Below are 15,914 nucleotides of genomic sequence, written 5' to 3' on the forward strand. Positions count from 1 at the left end.
GCAGAGATGGCCGGTTCGGATAAAAAAGATAAAATGATTTACCTCAGGAGCGATGAAGAAATCGACCTGATAAAAATCAGTGCTCAGGTGCTTGGAAAGGCTCATGCCGAAGTGGCAAAGCTGATTCGGCCTGGTATTGCTACGAAGGAACTTGATGCAGTTGCTGAGATGTTCATTAAAGATAACGGTGGCCATCCTTCTTTCTTAGGTTATAACAAGTTTCCAGCCTCCCTTTGCATATCTATTAACGATGTAGTTGTGCATGGACTTCCCGGTCGATACGAATTACGGGATGGAGACATTGCATCAATTGACTGTGGTGTAAAATTGAATGGGTATCACAGCGACAGTGCTTATACCTACCCAATCGGTGAAGTATCTCCCGCAGTGCGTCGGTTGTTAACCCGGACCAAGGAATCAGTATATTTTGGTGTTGAGAAGGCAGTTGAAGGAAATCGGGTTGGTGATATTGGGTATGCTATTCAAGCGTACACGGAAAAGTTTGGGTACTCGGTGGTTCGGGAATTAGTGGGCCATGGTGTTGGTCAGGAGTTACATGAGGCTCCCGAAGTTCCTAATTACGGTAAACGGGGACAAGGTCCTAAACTGCGCGAAGGAATGATTCTGGCTATTGAGCCTATGATTAATTTCGGCAAGAAAGGGGTTGTGCAGGAACGTGATGGGTGGACTATTCGGACAGTTGACCGCAAGCCATCAGCTCACTTTGAGCACACTGTGGCAGTCCGCAAAGGGAAACCAGAGATATTAACAACCTTTGAATACATTGAGGCAGTCACCGCTAATACAAGCCTGATGGTTGAAACACAAGAACTGATGGCGGCTTAAAGCGAACATGGCAAAGCAGAATTCAATTGAACAGGATGGTGTGATTTTAGAAGCGTTATCAAATGCGATGTTTCGGGTCGAACTGGCCAACAAGCATGAAGTTATCGCTCATATTTCTGGTAAAATGCGGATGAATTACATCAAGATTTTACCCGGAGACCGCGTAAAATTAGAAATGTCGCCTTATGATTTAAGTAAGGCAAGGATAGTGTATCGGTATAAATAGTGTTAAGTTTTTACGTGTTTGGTATTTGCCACTTGTGCATGTGCTTACTCATTTAACAGCTGAAACACCAAAAACAAGGTTTAACCATGAAGGTCAAGGCGTCCATTAAAAAGCGCAGCGTAGACTGCAAGGTGATCCGTCGGAAAGGGAAACTGTACGTGATTAACAAAAAGAATCCCCGTTACAAACAAAGACAAGGTTAAGCATGGCACGTATTGCAGGTGTAGACATTCCAGACAAGAAGCGGGGCGAAATTGCGCTGACGTACATTTTTGGCATCGGCCGGAGCCGGGCCAAGAAAATTCTTACTGACGCTGGAATCAGCGTCGATAAGAAGGCGAGTGAGTGGTCGGACGATGAAGCGAGCGCCGTGCGTAATGCTATATCAAACGAATACAAGGTGGAAGGTGCGCTACGCTCCGAAGTGCAGTTGAGCATCAAACGCTTGATGGACATTGGTTGTTATCGGGGACTTCGGCACCGGAAAGGATTACCGGTTCGCGGACAGCATACCAAAAATAACTCACGTACTCGCAAAGGGAAGCGGAAAACAGTAGCAAACAAGAAGAAGGTAACTAAGTAATAAACAGGTCGTTCATCGTCATGCGGTACATTTGTGGTTGTTTGATGTTAGATCAGACAGCAAGTAATGATACGCAATGGCAAATTGACGATTACCTCAGAAAATGGCTCAAGCAAAACGCAAAGACAAAGCGAAAAAGCGGGTAGTAATTGTTGAACCTGTTGGTCAGGTGCATATCCGGGCAACGTTCAACAATATCATTATCTCGATTACCAATATGAACGGTCAGGTTATTTCCTGGGCGTCGGCTGGTAAAATGGGCTTCCGCGGCTCGAAGAAGAACACGCCGTATGCCGCTCAGACGGCTGCATCAAATTGTGCTGCCGTCGCTCATGATTTGGGCATGCGGAAAGCCGAAGTTTTTGTGAAAGGTCCAGGGTCCGGTCGTGAATCGGCTATCCGTACTATTCAGAATTCGGGAATTGAGGTGACCACGATTCGCGATATTACTCCTATGCCGCACAACGGTTGTCGGCCACCGAAGCGCCGTCGCGTTTAACGCGTTTTCGCGGACAATAAATGAATAAGGGCAGGCGACATTAGGTTGTGTCTGTCCAGGTTTTTACATGTATTCATAAATAAAGAATGGCACGTTACATTGGGCCGAAGGCCAGAATTTCGCGCAAGTTTGGTGAGCCTATTATGGGACCCAGCAAGGCGCTTCAGAAAAAAAACTATGGACCGGGTATGCACGGTCGGGGCCGCAAGCGGAAACAATCTGAATATGCGCTCCAGTTAATTGAGAAGCAAAAGGTAAAATACACGTACGGTATTCTGGAACGTCAGTTCCGTGCGCTGTTTCACCGTGCCCAGGTTCGGGAAGGAATAACAGGCGAGAACCTGTTGAAACTGTGTGAAGCCCGCTTAGACAATACGGTGTATCGTTTGGGTATCGCAACTTCACGCCGGTCAGCTCGTCAGTTGGTTTCACACAAGCACATTATTGTTGACGGTGAGGTAGTGAATATTCCCTCCTATTCGCTTAAGCCGGGACAAATTATCGGTGTTCGGGAGAAATCGAAGTCGCTGGAAGCTGTCTCCTCAAGCCTGTCAGCCCGTAATACGAAGCGTTACAACTGGGTGGAGTGGGATGGCCAACAGATGGCGGGTAAGTTTATTAGTTACCCCGAACGCGATCAAATTCCGGAGAACTTCAACGAGCAGGCCATCGTTGAATTGTATTCGAAATAACTGAGTTGGCAGCGCTCTGTAGAGTTCTGCTTTCTTTGATATAGATGGTTTTCGGATTCAGCGGTTTGGTTTTAATTGCGCCGGAGCGAACCGGTAACCAGTCAGAACAACCAATGTAATCTTGCAAACTGTATTTCAGTCTTCACGCCAAGGCAGAGAACTGCTTTAAACGATACGAAACGTATGTCAATATTAGCGTTCCAAATGCCCGACAAAGTCGTAGTGGAGAAAGCCGACGACTTTCACGGTGTGTTTGAATTTAAACCCCTCGAAAAAGGATATGGTGTAACAATCGGCAACGCGTTACGGCGCATTCTGCTGTCTTCACTGGAAGGGTACACCATCACGAGTGTCAAATTTCCTGGTGTATTACATGAGTTCTCATCTATTGAGGGCGTCGTTGAAGACGTGACGGAGATTATCCTTAATCTGAAAATGGTCAGATTTAAGAAGATCAACGACATGGTTGACAACAAAATCACGGTTAACATCAAAAAGCAATCGGTTTTAAAAGCCGGTGATATTTCTAAGTTTTCGCCCTCGTTCGAGGTGTTAAATCCCGAGTTAGAACTTTGTCACATTGATGACACTCGGGAACTGGAGATGGAAATCTTCGTAGAGAAAGGTCGTGGATATGTGCCTGCGGACGAGCCACGCGCTAACGAGCTTCCATTTGGCCACATTCCTATCGATGCTATCTACACACCGATAAAGAACGTTAAATTCAGCGTTGAAAATACGCGGGTTGAGCAGAAAACGGATTATGAACGGCTGTTACTGGATATCGAAACAGACGGCTCTATTCATCCCGAGGAAGCACTGAAGGGGGCGGCTTACATCCTGATTCAGCATTTTATGCTGTTCTCCGACCAGACGATGACGTTTGAAACGGCTAAACTGGAAGAAGAGAATGTTGTAGATGAAGAAGTGCTTCATATGCGGAAGTTGCTGAAGACGTCATTGGCGGATCTGGATTTGTCGGTTCGGGCCTACAACTGCCTCAAGTCGGCTGACGTTCGCACGTTGGGTGATTTGGTCCGGCTGGAGATTTCAGATATGATGAAGTTCCGCAACTTTGGTAAGAAGTCATTGACGGAGTTAGAGCAGCTTGTTGCAGAGAAGAATCTGACGTTTGGTATGGACGTCGTCAAATACAGATTAGACGAAGATTAAGCCAAAAAGTGTTTTGGTGTTTATGTGTTTGAGTTTGTGAGCTTACTCCGGCACGAAACACGTAAACACACAAACACTTATACACTATAATGAGACACGGTAAAAAACATAACCACTTAAGCCGGACGCATTCGCACCGCGAAGCGATGCTGGAGAACATGGCGTCGTCGCTTATTCTGCACAAGCGTGTGGAAACGACGGTTGCCAAAGCCAAAGAACTTCGCAAGTTTGTGGAGCCTATCTTGACTCGGGCCAAGGAAGATACCTACCAAAACCGTCGTATTACGTTCATGCATTTGAACGATAAAGAGACGATGAAAGAATTATTCGGAGTGGTGGCCGACAAAATCGCTAACCGTCCGGGCGGCTACACACGAATTATCAAATTAGGCAACCGGTTGGGCGATAATGCTGAAACGTGCCTGATTGAACTCGTTGATTTCAACGAAGTTCTGCTATCAGCGGCTGCTGAGAAAGCAACCGCTACAACAAAAACCCGTCGGAGCCGCCGGGGGGGGGGGGCGCGTCCGGCTACTGAAGATTCGGCACCGGTTGCAACCGTAGTTGCTACTGAAGAAGAAGCTAAAGCAGAATCTGGGTCGGAAAATACGGAAGATACTACGGTGACCGAGACGCCGGAAGCACCGGTTGCTGCTCCCGTTTCCGACCTAACGAAAGAAGATCAGACAGATCAGGCCCCATCGGTCTTTGGGGAGCCGTCTGATAATGAGAAGAAGCAAGACTAATGAGAGAATAGTTATTTGTATGAAATTGGGGTTAGCCGGAACGGTTAGCCCCTTTTTTTAGGCTTTTTTACCAAAACGCACTCATGAAACATACGCAGCAACCCGAAGCGCTGTTGGTTTTGCAAGACGGTTCAGTATTCCGGGGACTTGCTCTTGGAAAAGTTGGTACAGCCGGGGGAGAAATCTGTTTTAACACGGGTATGACCGGCTACCAAGAAATCTATACTGATCCATCTTACTATGGACAGGTAATTATCAACACAACTTCGCACATCGGCAATTACGGTGTATTGCACGATGCTGAGCAAGAGTCGGGCGGAGTGAAGATTCGAGGAATGGTCTGTAATTTTTTCTCCGGCATTCACTCGCGTTACACCGCTGACGGGTCGTTGCAGGATTATTTCGAGCGGGCTGGCATCGTTGGTATTCATGGCGTCGACACGCGGCAGTTGGTCCGTTATATTCGCTCGAAAGGAGTAATGAACTGCATCATTTCGTCCGAAATCCTTGATTCCGCTGCTCTGCTGACCAGATTGCAGGAAGTGCCCGACATGGCGGGGTTAGAACTGTCATCGGAAGTTTGCACGACCGAGGCTTACGAGGAAGGTAACCCTGAGGCCGACCTACGAGTTGCTGTGCTGGATCTGGGTGTTAAACGGAGCATTTTGAGCAACTTTAACGAACGGGGTGTGTTCTGTAAAGTGTTTCCTGCCCAAACTCCCTACGCCGATTTAGCTGCCTGGAAGCCTAATGGGTACTTCATTGCTAACGGACCTGGTGACCCGGCCGCTATGCCCTACGCTGTTGAGACGGTGAAGCAGGCGCTGGACAATGAAAAGCCCCTATTTGGCATCTGTTTAGGTCACCAGATACTGTCGTTGGCCAGCGGCATTTCAACTTATAAAATGCATAATGGCCACCGAGGTCTGAACCATCCAGTTAAGAATCTGATTACGGGGCATTGTGAAGTTACGTCGCAGAATCACGGCTTTGCGGTGCGGGCTGAGGAAATAATGGATCACGCCAACGTTGAACTGACGCACATCAACCTGAACGATAAAACCATCGAGGGCATCAGGCGAAAAGATAAGCCCGCTTTTTCGGTACAATACCATCCTGAATCGTCACCGGGGCCGCACGATTCACGCTATCTGTTCGATCAGTTTGTAGGAATGTTGAAGGAGTAAACAGAGACTTGGACTATTAATTTGCAATTTTTTAATCCATCCATTTTCGCCAAAACTCCCGACTCCAGACGCGCTGAAACGGCCATTTTCGGGTTTGCAACGCTATTGGTAGATAAGCATGAGCCTGTTTGGGCGTTTGCTGGTAATACGCATCATCATCGGTTAAGATTAACGATTGGTAGGTGTCGCCGTTCTTTTCAGTTAAATCAGCGAAGGGAAGTTCGGGTAGCCAGTCAGGATGTTGAGCTGCCAGTAGATTTTTCAGTAACGAAGTGGTGGGCAACAGGACGTTGGGTTGGGGCGTGGGGCGGAAATGGCCCTGAGATACGTTGAGGGCGTAGTTCAGGTAAGCTCTTAACAATCTGGGACCTTTGTTGGCAGTCTCATCTACAATTAATTGGTCGGGCCACAAACTTGTGATCAGGTAGACCCGTTCCCGCGCTCGGGTAACGGCCACGTTCAGGCGGTTTTCCCCACCGTGCATACTCAAACTGCCAAACTGCATAGTTAATCGCCCGTGCTCATCGGGTGCATAGCCGACCGAGAAAATGATAACGTCGCGCTCATCGCCCTGCACGTTTTCAATGTTCTTTACAAATATTCCCTCACCGACCCGTCGGACCGCCCCAACCCCTCTCCCAGAGAGCGAGGGAGTAAGGCTATCTGGGTTAGGTGATATATTCCTCTCGCCCTCTGGGAGAGGGGTTGGGGCGGTCCGATGGGTCGGTGAGGGAACAGAACGCCGGTCGTCCAACAAATCCTGAATCAGTTGCTGTTGCGGATAGTTGAACGTAACGATGCCCACCGAACGACCGGGCAGGTCTACTGCAACCTGGCTGAGCAACTGTAAAACGGCCTCGGCTTCAACTGGGTTTTTATTCTGTTGCCATGTGCCATTCACGTGCAGATAGCGAATAGCTGGTTCATGCCCATTCGCATCGCTGAAAGGAGGAAGGAGCAAGAGTTTGTTCTGGTAGAAATGCTGGTTCGAGAAAGCAATCAGATCAAGCGAACGGCTACGATAATGCTCGGTCAGTGATACTTGCGGCAGTTGCTGAACTGCCAGTTCAAGCAACGATTCGACCTCCATCGCAACGGGCGTTTCGTCGTCAGGTTCGGGTTCGTCTATGCGCGTTCGGTATAAGTCGCTGGGGCGGAGTTGTTGGTTGTCACCCGTGACAACGACCTGTTTGCCCCGTGCCATGGCTGGAATACCCTGTTCCGCAAAACACTGCGAGGCTTCGTCAAAAATCACCAGATCAAACAAATCATCGCGTAGGGGAAACATAGCCGATACCGATTCGGGTGAGGCTAACCAGCACGGCAGCACCCTGAACACCTCACTGTCAAACGATTCCATCAACTTCCGAACGGGCCATACGTTGCGCTTCTTCGTTGTCTGATGCAACAAGTCGCGGTAAGTAATTACGTTGCTTAACCGGTTGAAGGTCAAGTTTCGGTACGTTTGTTCGCGCAATTTTACTAACAGAATAGCACGGCTAAGGGCTTGCTTTCGCCCAACACTCTCCTGCAAATCCTGCTCAATCTGATCCATTCTGAGCGACGAAACGCTACGAAGTTGCGGGTGTTTTTGCTCAATATGGTCGATCCAGGTCAGGCAGAGGGCGTTTTGAAACGTGGCTACCCACCGGGAAGACGCCATGTCTGCTAATCGCCCGATAACGGTTCGTTCGGCATCAGAAAAACCCGCTTTCAACTGGTCTGCTCCGATCAGAAGATCAAAATCCTGCCGAAGGGCGGTGCGTAACGTTTGCGCGTACTCGCCATTTTGCCAAACAAGATTTAGCTGATTATCAGTCAAGTAGCTTTTGCCGATTCTCTGCTCAGCCACTATTGTCGTTGCAATGGTTAGTACGCTCGTTACGACATTGGTAAACTGCTGATGAGTTGTCCAAACCCATGCTGGTAAAATATGCAGTGGCTGGATGGTATTTATTCGATCAATTAGCTGTCGGGCGCGGCCCACAAGTCGTAACCCATCGGGCGTATTGGGAACGGGCAAGCCAGTAAGCAACAGCTCCGTCTGATGGTCGATTGTCGCTAATTGAAGACGTTTATCAATCTTTATTTTGAGCGTTTGTAAGTCAACTGTTGAAAGAGTTAATCCGTTGGCTAAGGCCACTCGCTGAAGCTGTACTTTGCCAGGATCAGTCAGTTGCCACCAACGCCAGCGAACCCACGACGAGCGGGCGGTGAGCGCACTGAATAATAGAATCTGAAAAGCGGGTCGGTCAATAGGTTGAAGACTACATTCAGGACCGGGTAGCGCCAGTGTTTCCTCCCAATCCGCTATCAATACCTCCAGAGCTGATTCACCGATTTTTTGAGCCGGATGGGCTGGGTTTGTACGCAGCACCTGACTGATTGCCCACAGCGCCGTTGCATCGGGTGTGTTGAGCAACGCCAGTAAGGCCGTTAATTCCCCGTCGTGCGCCAGCCAGTCGGTTAGTTCGGCCCGCGAAAGTGGCCGGTCAAGCAGCATACGCAGCTGTTCCTTTGTTAAATCCGCTGTTTGCGACCAGCGCACAAGTACCTGCTCTGCTTTAGCTGTGTCCTGCGCGGTGAAATGGGCAAAATTGACCCGGTCGTCCCAGGGATGTGTCGTGCCAATCCGTCGCCGATACCCCGCGTAATCAGCCAATCGTCGGACAAAGTCGTCTGCAACAGAAAAGGGAAATTGTAAATAGACATCCCCTAACTCAACGGTTGGTTTCTGAGGACTGCTGGTTAGATAAAGCTCTTTGACCGACAGTCCGCATTCAGCCGTGTCGAACAGGGCATCTTTAAACACGTTCAAACTCGTGATTGCTTCGTCGATCCGGCGGCTTTCCTGTTCAAAGTCCCGTTCGAGCAACACGGCGTTTAAGCCGTTGTTCTGTTGGCGGTACGTGTCAACTTGCTCAATCTGTTCCGCAAGCTGAGCGTACAACGTTCGTCGGTCGTCCTGAAAGTCATGAATCAAGGCCATAAACGGGGCCATTCCCACCTGACGAAGCCGTTCGTGCACCACATCGAGGGCCGCTCGTTTCTGACATACCAACAAAACACGCTTGCCCGATGCAGCCGAGTCAGCCATCAGATTAGCAATTAGCTGCGACTTGCCCGTGCCGGGCGGCCCCTGAACCACAATCGACTGCCCCGACTTAACCGCCCGCACGGCCGCTTCCTGCGCGGCATCGAGTGGGAGAGGAGTGCGAATAAATCGCTCAGAAATTGAGAAATCATTTGGTTTGTTTGCCAGCTCCCAGTCTACACCGGCAAACGGCATTTCCATCTCCTCTTTTTCACTCCCTTCTCGTCCTATCAGCGCATCGTAATCGGGTACCAGAAACGATCCTGCCTGCGGAAAAATGCCCAACACGGCTTCTGAGTACAGTTTTAATTCCCCGGCACGTTCGAGTTGGTCGAGACTTTTAGCGGTTTGTTTATCAAAAAACTGGAGTTGATCCGTGAATAAATCCGGGTTGAAGTTGATTTCAACTGGCGTCTCTTTGAGCCATTCGTACAGTTGCGTCCGGAAGACCAATGGGTCTTTGTCAAAATCGTCCACCGTTTTTTCAATCAGGTCGTCCGGTAGTTTTAGCTGGTTAAACTGGCCGTAGGCAAGGGCGAACGTGGAATTTAAGAACGCCAGTTCATTGCTCCGGCGCGTGAGTTTCCAGAATCTACCCTCCTGCGAAAGCTGCACCGGAAAGAACAGCAACGGCCCATGCACAACCGTGCCATCCATGAATTTACCCCGCACAAAGGGCCAGCCAACGTACAGATCGTCGGTGCCGCTCTCTTCCTTAATGAACCGGGCGGTGCGGTCGATGCGCCGGACTTTGCGGCTGACTTCGTTACTGCGTTCCTGGCGGGCGTCGAGTACCTCGCACACAGGCACCGACGTTTTACGCCCAATCAGATTGGCAATAAGGTTAAATGATGGTTTATTAAGCAGAAAATTGGTTTCGTGCAGATCTAGAAACTGACTGGCGGGCAGACTTGTCAGCAGCAGCGACCGGTTGCGACTGCCAAGGTTGGTCAGGCGTCGGCGGAAGGCGCTGAGAACCGTTTTCTGAACTATAATTTTCAAGATTTGACTGGTTTACAGGAGTAGAACGCGTATGAAAGCAAATCCCGTAAATCGGTTAAATCTTGGTTAAATCTTGGTTCAGACTTTCCGGCTTCTTCTCTGGTATAAGCCATGAGGCCAGGATACTCACCCCCAGAATAGCAACGATAACGTAGAGCGAATAAACGGGTTTAAAACCCAGCTCTTCCAGCCAGTGTTCGGTCAGCATTTTAACGCCGATAAACGTCAACAGAACGGCCAATCCTGTCTTCAGAAAGCGGAATTGACTGATAATGCTCGATAGGAAGAAGAACATCGACCGCAGACCCATAATGGCGAATACGTTCGAGAAAAAGACGATGTAGGGGTCTTTGGTGATTGAAAAAATGGCCGGAATTGAATCGACTGCGAAGATCAGATCGGTGAAAGCTACTACAATAACAATAAGAAACAGGGGCGTTACGAACAGCTTTCGGTCTGACTTCCGACGGACGAAAAAGTTATCCGTTACGTTGCGGTTATACACATTTAAGTATTTACTGGCGAACCGCACAACGGGATGGCTGCTCGGCTCAATCTTCTCGTCTTCCTCCTTCTGAAAGAATAATTGAACACCGGTGTAAACCAGAAAAGCTCCGAAGATGTAGATGATCCAGTCGAACCGTTCTAACAGAGCGGCTCCAAGAAAAATAAAGACAAACCGCAGGACAATGGCTCCCAGGATTCCCCAAACAAGAATTTTCTTGTAGTACCGTTCCCGAACGCCGAATGAATTGAAAATTAGAATGAAAACGAAAATATTGTCGGCTGACAAGGAGTATTCAACCAAATAGCCAGTGATGTATTCCAGCGCCATGTTGTCCTGAAAACGGGCTAAACTGGCCGCAAAATCACCCGGCACAAAATCGACATGATCAGCGTAGCGGTCCCGAATTTCCTGAAGCCGGGTCAGGTCGGTAATGCCATGGACTAAGTAGCCATAATTTTTCAGGAAGAAATAAAAAGCAACGGAAAGAGCAACCCAAATAGCGCTCCAGATGGCCGCTTCTCTAAAATGGACGACATGGCTCTTTTTTCGGGAGAACACCCCAAGGTCAAGCGCCATGACAACAAGAACGAAAGCCGCGAAGGCCAGAAAAAATGAAGTTTCGCTGGTAAACATAGGTTATTGACGTGGGTAGAAAAGGTACCTTACCCAGCCTTAATGGTTGAATTGCGAAAGTAAAACTACGTTCAATCTGCCGAAGGGACGTTGTTTGTGGGGCAAAATATTGGCATAATGGCCGTTGGGCGTTAGTTTTGAACCATGTTTAATGGTAGCAAAGTTATTGTGGTCATGCCTGCTTACCGGGCTGCCCTAACGCTGGAACGTACTTACCGCGAAATTCCACTTGACCTTGTCGACGATGTTATCCTTGTCGATGATGCCAGTCCCGATAATACCGTCGACGTAGCCCGTCAGTTGGGTATCCGTTACGTCATTCGCCACGACAGGAACAAAGGATACGGCGGTAATCAAAAAACCTGCTACGCTAAAGCCCTCGAACTTGGTGCCGACATTGTGGTGATGCTTCACCCCGATTATCAATACACGCCGATGCTGCTCCCCGCCATGATTTCGATCATTGGCAACGGGCTGTATCCGGTGGTGTTTGCATCCCGCATATTGGGTAAAGGTGCACTTAAAGGCGGAATGCCGATGTACAAATACATTGCCAACCGCTTTCTGACGTTTACGCAAAACCTGCTGATGAATCAGAAGCTATCCGAGTACCATACGGGGTATCGGGCGTTTTCGGGCGATGTACTGCGTAATTTAGACTTCACACACAATTCCGACGACTTCATTTTCGATAATGAGATGATCGCTCAGATTTTTTACAAGGGCTACGAAATTGCTGAAGTAACTTGTCCAACCAAGTATTTTGAAGAGGCATCGTCCATAAATTTCACCCGCAGTTCCATTTACGGCTTAGGTGTACTAAGAACCTCGTTGCTGTATATGCTCACAAAACTCGGGCTGATGCGTTGGAAAGTTCTAACGTAGCGTACTCCGGCTCGGCCACTATCGCTTCCAGCACCATAGACTCCAGCGTTAGGCCCGGCCCAAATGCACAACTTAGAATATTGGGCCGGTCGGGATTTACGTCCAACTCGCCGGTGGCCAGTTCGTTCCAGATCTCTTTCAGCACAAACAGCACCGTCGCCGACGACATATTGCCATTCTGACGCAGCACTTCATAGGCGTGGCGGTCGTCGTGAGCAGTAATGCCTAATTGTTGCTCAATTACCTCCAGAATCCGTCGCCCACCGGGATGCAGCGCATAATGACCCACGTCGTCGAGTGTGAGCTGGCACTGGTTTAGCAACCGCTCCATCAGTTGGCCAATGCCCTGCTGGATAAATGTCGGCACGGCCGAGGTCAGCGTCATCTCGAACCCAAAATCGCTGACGTGCCAGGCCATTGCCTCTTTGCCTTCCGGTAGTAGATCGCAATAGAACGACCGTAGCCGAAAAGCCAGGTCAGGCCTAGGCTGCGCTTCCACAAGCACGGCTGCTGAACCATCGGCGAACAGTGCATTGGAGAGCAGGTGATCAGTTTCGGTTTTCTTCTGGAAATGAATCGTGCAAAGTTCAACACAGACGACCAGCACTTTGGCATCGGTGTCGGCCCGAACAATGGCATCAGCCGTTTTCAGCCCGTTGAAGGCTCCATAGCAGCCCATGAAGTTGATGGCTAATCGCTGGGTGGTTGTTGGGAGTCCCAGTGCTTCGATGATCTCAATGTCCGGTCCCGGTGCATACAGACCCGTACAACTAACTGTGATCAAGTGCGTAATCGTCTGCAGGTCAAAATCGGGGTAGCTGGTAAAGCAATCATGGATGGCTTTCAGCGCCAGTGGAACGGCCTCCTGCCGGTATAAGCCCATGCGCTGCCCCACCGTTGGAAACGGCTCCATGCCGGGCGAGTTGGTATAAAATGTGTACTCTTCGCGAGGGCGAACGTAGTCGGCCAATACGGTATGACGCCGGTCGATGCGCGTGTGGCGATACAGAGCCATCAACCGCCGACTGTCGCGTTCATCAAGTTGTAATACATCGGCCATGAACAGGGCGGCTTCCTGCTGCGTAGACGAATAGGCTGGCACGGCCGTACCGATACCGTTAATGTATGCACTGGAATGGTCTCTCATTGCGTGGGTATTCCGCCGGAACGGGGTAAACTGCTTTGTTAACGCTGGATATGCTGTATAACTATGGGTTCTAATCGAAAGTTATGCGATTGCCAGTAATCTAAATACTGTTTATGTTGACTGAGAGAATGATTTCGCAGGTTGTTATCGTGAAGTAAATTACCAGTCTAACTCATTCTTAGTCAGTTTTTAACCTTGTACAGCCCGTCATTTCCTAAATTTTTTAGGATCGAAGACTTGACAAATGGCGAAAACACCCTAAATTTGCATTCCCAATTCGCCACAGACGGGTAGATTGGTCACCGCTTCGGGGAATAATGCGAAAGTAGCTCAGCTGGTAGAGCGCGACCTTGCCAAGGTCGAGGTCGCGGGTTCGAACCCCGTCTTTCGCTCCACGAAAAAGGCACCGCCCGACGGTGCTTTTTTCGTAAATGCCCAATTTGTTGGGATGAATGCCGGGATGGTGGAATTGGTAGACACGCCGGACTTAGACAAAATTGAGTGCGCGCTTGGAAACGACCGACGTAGAACCGCTTAAATTCGGGGAAACCTTATCGAGCAATCGATTGGCAATCCCGAGCCAAGCCCGCTAACGAAAGTTAGTGTGGAAGGTGTAGAGACTTAAAAGGTGGCACCTACGGTCCCGAAAACGGGATACGGTGAAGAGAAAGTCCAGACCACAAATCGTTGCATAGGGCAGCGAGCAGCGAAAGCTGTAGTTGGTACGAAAATCCTGTGGGCCACAAGCCCGTGCGGGTTCGACTCCCGCTCCTGGTACCAGAGTCAACAAAAAATGCCCCGATCATCGGGGCATTTTTTGTTTGTAGCCTGTACGATGAAATTTAGAAGTCAGCGTCTAACACAAACCCTTTTGGTTCCTCAACCGCTGCGGGGGCTGTGGTCGAATCGCCCTGCGGCTGCATGGCCTGGGCTTTCATGGCTTTGAACTTGGCCATCACTTCGCCCCGCTGGTACTCGCCGACGCGCTTCTCGAAAAAATTGGTCTTGCCCTGTAACGAAATCATGTCCATGAAGTCGAACGGGTTGGTGACGTTGTATATTTTGCGGAGACCGAGTGTGGTTAATAGGTGATCGGCTACGAAGGCAATATACTGTTTCATTAACTCGGCGTTCATGCCGATGAGCGACACCGGCAGCGCGTCGGATACAAACTCCTGCTCAATTTCGACGGCGTTACGGATGATGTCATACACCGCCGACTCAGGCATCTTGTTCTGAATGTGATCGGTGTAGAGCATACACGCAAAGTCGCGGTGCAGGCCTTCGTCGCGCGAGATGAGTTCGTTAGAAAAGGTCAGGCCCGGCATTAAACCGCGCTTTTTGAGCCAGTAGATGGAGCAGAACGAACCAGAGAAGAAAATGCCTTCTACAGCCGCAAAGGCGATCAGACGCTCGGCGAAGGTGCCGTTGTCAATCCAGCGCAAGGCCCACTCGGCTTTTTTCTGAACACAAGGAATGGTGTCGATGGCATTCAGAAGCCGGTCTTTCTCGGCAGAATCTTTAATGTAGGTATCAATTAACAGGGAGTACGTTTCCGAGTGGATGTTCTCCATCATTATCTGAAAACCGTAAAAACACTTGGCTTCGGCATACTGCACTTCCGAAAGAAAGTTGACGGCGAGATTTTCATTAACGATTCCATCGGAGGCTGCGAAAAACGCCAATACGTGCGAGATGAAATGCCGTTCTCCGTCGTTAAGACTGTTCCAATGCGGCATGTCCTGAGCGAGGTCAATCTCCTCGGCAGTCCAAAACGACGCTTCGTGGGTTTTATAGTATTCCCAAATATCCCAGTGTTGAATGGGGAAAAGCACAAAGCGGTTTTTATCTTCTTTCAGAATCGGCTCAATTACGTCGTGTTGTACCATATCGGGAATGTGTTTTATTAGAATTGCCAGTTTTGTCAACTGAACTAAATTGAGAAGATGAGAAAACTATCGTTTCAACAAAATTAGGCGTTCCCGTCACTTCTGCAAGTTGTATTATTCAACAGTCTGTCCGCTCTTTACGCTGGATAAAAGATAACCTGTACGCAATCAGCACATTGTAAAATTTAGCGTGAATAAGTTTTTGCGTAATTCTTATAAAATAATTTAATACCTGATTGTCAGCTTATTATGTCGTATATAGCATACGTTCTGGGAGGGTACAAACAAAAAGCCACTTCCGTAGAGGTGGCTCGTAATCTGATCTATAGGCTACAGAGTCGGCAAGGACCCCGGATGGGAAAACGTACTTAAAACAGGTCTTTGATGTCGATTCGACGGTGCATGTGCTCCTCATCTTTAAACGGCAGAGTTACCAGCACCTGACCACGCTCATGAACGGCCTCAATCTGATTGACATCGACAAAAGACGGAATGTCCAGCACACGCAGAAACATGGGCACCGCTAAACGCTGACTGCCGCCATCCTCAATCTGCCGGTTCGACGTACTGACGAGCAGGGTATAAAGAACAAGTTTAGTGCCTTCGATAAGTACGTTAAACGAGTTTGCACTTACTCCCGGAGCCGACAATTTGATAATGAGCCGCTCTTCTTCGCGCTCTATTTTCATGGTCGTCTGACTTGAGCCACCGTATAGGGTATTGAGTAAATCAACCTGACCACCCGTTCCCTGAAATACATTTTCTACCGCTTTCATAGGAGTTGCTGTTTACTAGTCAATTACT

General features: G+C 49.0%; 15 protein-coding genes and 1 tRNA gene. 11 read left to right on the forward strand and 5 right to left on the reverse strand.

All coding sequences use genetic code 11. The features are described from left to right. Positions 1 to 6: 6 nt before the first annotated feature. The 9 genes from map (at position 7) to carA (ending at position 5,952) form a co-directional block, all read left to right on the forward strand. On the forward strand, positions 7 to 846 hold the full coding sequence (gene map, locus ACYVHB_RS06235; protein ID WP_461050632.1) for a type I methionyl aminopeptidase: 840 nt from the start codon (positions 7 to 9) through the stop codon (positions 844 to 846). Between the two features lie 7 nt (positions 847 to 853). Continuing rightward, a complete protein-coding gene (gene infA, locus ACYVHB_RS06240) occupies positions 854 to 1,072 on the forward strand; it encodes a translation initiation factor IF-1 (protein ID WP_009284801.1) in 219 nt (72 codons plus the stop codon). A gap of 86 nt (positions 1,073 to 1,158) precedes the next feature. After that, positions 1,159 to 1,275: a 50S ribosomal protein L36 gene (gene rpmJ, locus ACYVHB_RS06245; protein ID WP_091512700.1), complete on the forward strand. Its 117-nt coding sequence runs from the start codon at positions 1,159 to 1,161 to the stop codon at positions 1,273 to 1,275. Positions 1,276 to 1,277: 2 nt separating this feature from the next. Further along, positions 1,278 to 1,655: a 30S ribosomal protein S13 gene (gene rpsM / locus ACYVHB_RS06250; RefSeq protein ID WP_461050634.1), complete on the forward strand. Its 378-nt coding sequence runs from the start codon at positions 1,278 to 1,280 to the stop codon at positions 1,653 to 1,655. Between the two features lie 103 nt (positions 1,656 to 1,758). After that, positions 1,759 to 2,154, forward strand: coding sequence for a 30S ribosomal protein S11 (rpsK, locus tag ACYVHB_RS06255; RefSeq protein WP_080238324.1), 396 nt, complete (start codon positions 1,759 to 1,761; stop codon positions 2,152 to 2,154). Positions 2,155 to 2,240: 86 nt separating this feature from the next. Further along, positions 2,241 to 2,846, forward strand: a complete 606-nt coding sequence (gene rpsD, locus ACYVHB_RS06260) for a 30S ribosomal protein S4 (RefSeq protein ID WP_461050636.1) — start codon at positions 2,241 to 2,243, stop codon at positions 2,844 to 2,846. A gap of 183 nt (positions 2,847 to 3,029) precedes the next feature. After that, positions 3,030 to 4,019, forward strand: coding sequence for a DNA-directed RNA polymerase subunit alpha (locus ACYVHB_RS06265; RefSeq protein WP_461050638.1), 990 nt, complete (start codon positions 3,030 to 3,032; stop codon positions 4,017 to 4,019). 89 nt (positions 4,020 to 4,108) lie between these two features. Then, positions 4,109 to 4,765, forward strand: coding sequence for a 50S ribosomal protein L17 (rplQ, locus tag ACYVHB_RS06270; protein ID WP_461050640.1), 657 nt, complete (start codon positions 4,109 to 4,111; stop codon positions 4,763 to 4,765). Positions 4,766 to 4,848: 83 nt separating this feature from the next. Continuing rightward, the gene (gene carA / locus ACYVHB_RS06275) at positions 4,849 to 5,952 is read left to right on the forward strand and encodes a glutamine-hydrolyzing carbamoyl-phosphate synthase small subunit (RefSeq protein WP_461050642.1); all 1,104 of its coding nucleotides are present in this window, start codon (positions 4,849 to 4,851) and stop codon (positions 5,950 to 5,952) included. Between the two features lie 31 nt (positions 5,953 to 5,983). On the opposite strand, the gene ACYVHB_RS06280 is transcribed toward carA, so the two are convergent. Beyond that, the gene (locus tag ACYVHB_RS06280) at positions 5,984 to 10,042 is read right to left on the reverse strand and encodes an AAA domain-containing protein (RefSeq protein WP_461051034.1); all 4,059 of its coding nucleotides are present in this window, start codon (positions 10,040 to 10,042) and stop codon (positions 5,984 to 5,986) included. Between the two features lie 61 nt (positions 10,043 to 10,103). Continuing rightward, positions 10,104 to 11,189 carry a TerC/Alx family metal homeostasis membrane protein gene (locus ACYVHB_RS06285; protein ID WP_461050644.1) on the reverse strand — a complete coding sequence of 362 codons (1,086 nt, stop codon included), beginning with the start codon at positions 11,187 to 11,189 and terminating at the stop codon, positions 10,104 to 10,106. A gap of 144 nt (positions 11,190 to 11,333) precedes the next feature. Between ACYVHB_RS06285 and ACYVHB_RS06290 the strand changes: the two genes are divergently transcribed. Then, on the forward strand, positions 11,334 to 12,074 hold the full coding sequence (locus ACYVHB_RS06290) for a glycosyltransferase family 2 protein (RefSeq protein ID WP_461050646.1): 741 nt from the start codon (positions 11,334 to 11,336) through the stop codon (positions 12,072 to 12,074). On the opposite strand, the gene ACYVHB_RS06295 is transcribed toward ACYVHB_RS06290, so the two are convergent. After that, a complete protein-coding gene (locus ACYVHB_RS06295; protein ID WP_461050648.1) occupies positions 12,034 to 13,221 on the reverse strand; it encodes a type III polyketide synthase in 1,188 nt (395 codons plus the stop codon). The two genes, ACYVHB_RS06290 and ACYVHB_RS06295, sit on opposite strands and share 41 nt — an antisense overlap. A gap of 319 nt (positions 13,222 to 13,540) precedes the next feature. Here ACYVHB_RS06295 and ACYVHB_RS06300 point away from each other — a divergent pair. Beyond that, positions 13,541 to 13,616: transfer RNA gene (locus ACYVHB_RS06300), tRNA-Gly, on the forward strand. Positions 13,617 to 14,063: 447 nt separating this feature from the next. Here the strand turns inward: ACYVHB_RS06300 and ACYVHB_RS06305 are convergent. Both ACYVHB_RS06305 and ACYVHB_RS06310 read right to left on the reverse strand, forming a co-directional pair. Beyond that, entirely contained in the window at positions 14,064 to 15,110 is a 1,047-nt protein-coding gene (locus ACYVHB_RS06305) for a ribonucleotide-diphosphate reductase subunit beta (RefSeq protein ID WP_461050650.1), read from the reverse strand. A gap of 368 nt (positions 15,111 to 15,478) precedes the next feature. Then, positions 15,479 to 15,886, reverse strand: a complete 408-nt coding sequence (locus tag ACYVHB_RS06310; protein WP_461050651.1) for an Hsp20/alpha crystallin family protein — start codon at positions 15,884 to 15,886, stop codon at positions 15,479 to 15,481. Positions 15,887 to 15,914: the final 28 nt, after the last annotated feature.

This window comes from Spirosoma arcticum (assembly GCF_054779955.1).

Coding starts and splice junctions, on each gene's coding strand:
- ACYVHB_RS06290 (WP_461050646.1), top strand. CDS start 11,334: ATGTTTAATGGTAGCAAAGTTATTGTGGTCATGCCTGCTTACCGGGCT.
- rpsK (WP_080238324.1), top strand. CDS start 1,759: ATGGCTCAAGCAAAACGCAAAGACAAAGCGAAAAAGCGGGTAGTAATT.
- ACYVHB_RS06295 (WP_461050648.1), bottom strand. CDS start 13,221: ATGAGAGACCATTCCAGTGCATACATTAACGGTATCGGTACGGCCGTG.
- ACYVHB_RS06310 (WP_461050651.1), bottom strand. CDS start 15,886: ATGAAAGCGGTAGAAAATGTATTTCAGGGAACGGGTGGTCAGGTTGAT.
- rpsM (WP_461050634.1), top strand. CDS start 1,278: ATGGCACGTATTGCAGGTGTAGACATTCCAGACAAGAAGCGGGGCGAA.
- rpmJ (WP_091512700.1), top strand. CDS start 1,159: ATGAAGGTCAAGGCGTCCATTAAAAAGCGCAGCGTAGACTGCAAGGTG.
- rplQ (WP_461050640.1), top strand. CDS start 4,109: ATGAGACACGGTAAAAAACATAACCACTTAAGCCGGACGCATTCGCAC.
- ACYVHB_RS06265 (WP_461050638.1), top strand. CDS start 3,030: ATGTCAATATTAGCGTTCCAAATGCCCGACAAAGTCGTAGTGGAGAAA.
- ACYVHB_RS06305 (WP_461050650.1), bottom strand. CDS start 15,110: ATGGTACAACACGACGTAATTGAGCCGATTCTGAAAGAAGATAAAAAC.
- rpsD (WP_461050636.1), top strand. CDS start 2,241: ATGGCACGTTACATTGGGCCGAAGGCCAGAATTTCGCGCAAGTTTGGT.
- ACYVHB_RS06285 (WP_461050644.1), bottom strand. CDS start 11,189: ATGTTTACCAGCGAAACTTCATTTTTTCTGGCCTTCGCGGCTTTCGTT.
- infA (WP_009284801.1), top strand. CDS start 854: ATGGCAAAGCAGAATTCAATTGAACAGGATGGTGTGATTTTAGAAGCG.
- carA (WP_461050642.1), top strand. CDS start 4,849: ATGAAACATACGCAGCAACCCGAAGCGCTGTTGGTTTTGCAAGACGGT.
- map (WP_461050632.1), top strand. CDS start 7: ATGGCCGGTTCGGATAAAAAAGATAAAATGATTTACCTCAGGAGCGAT.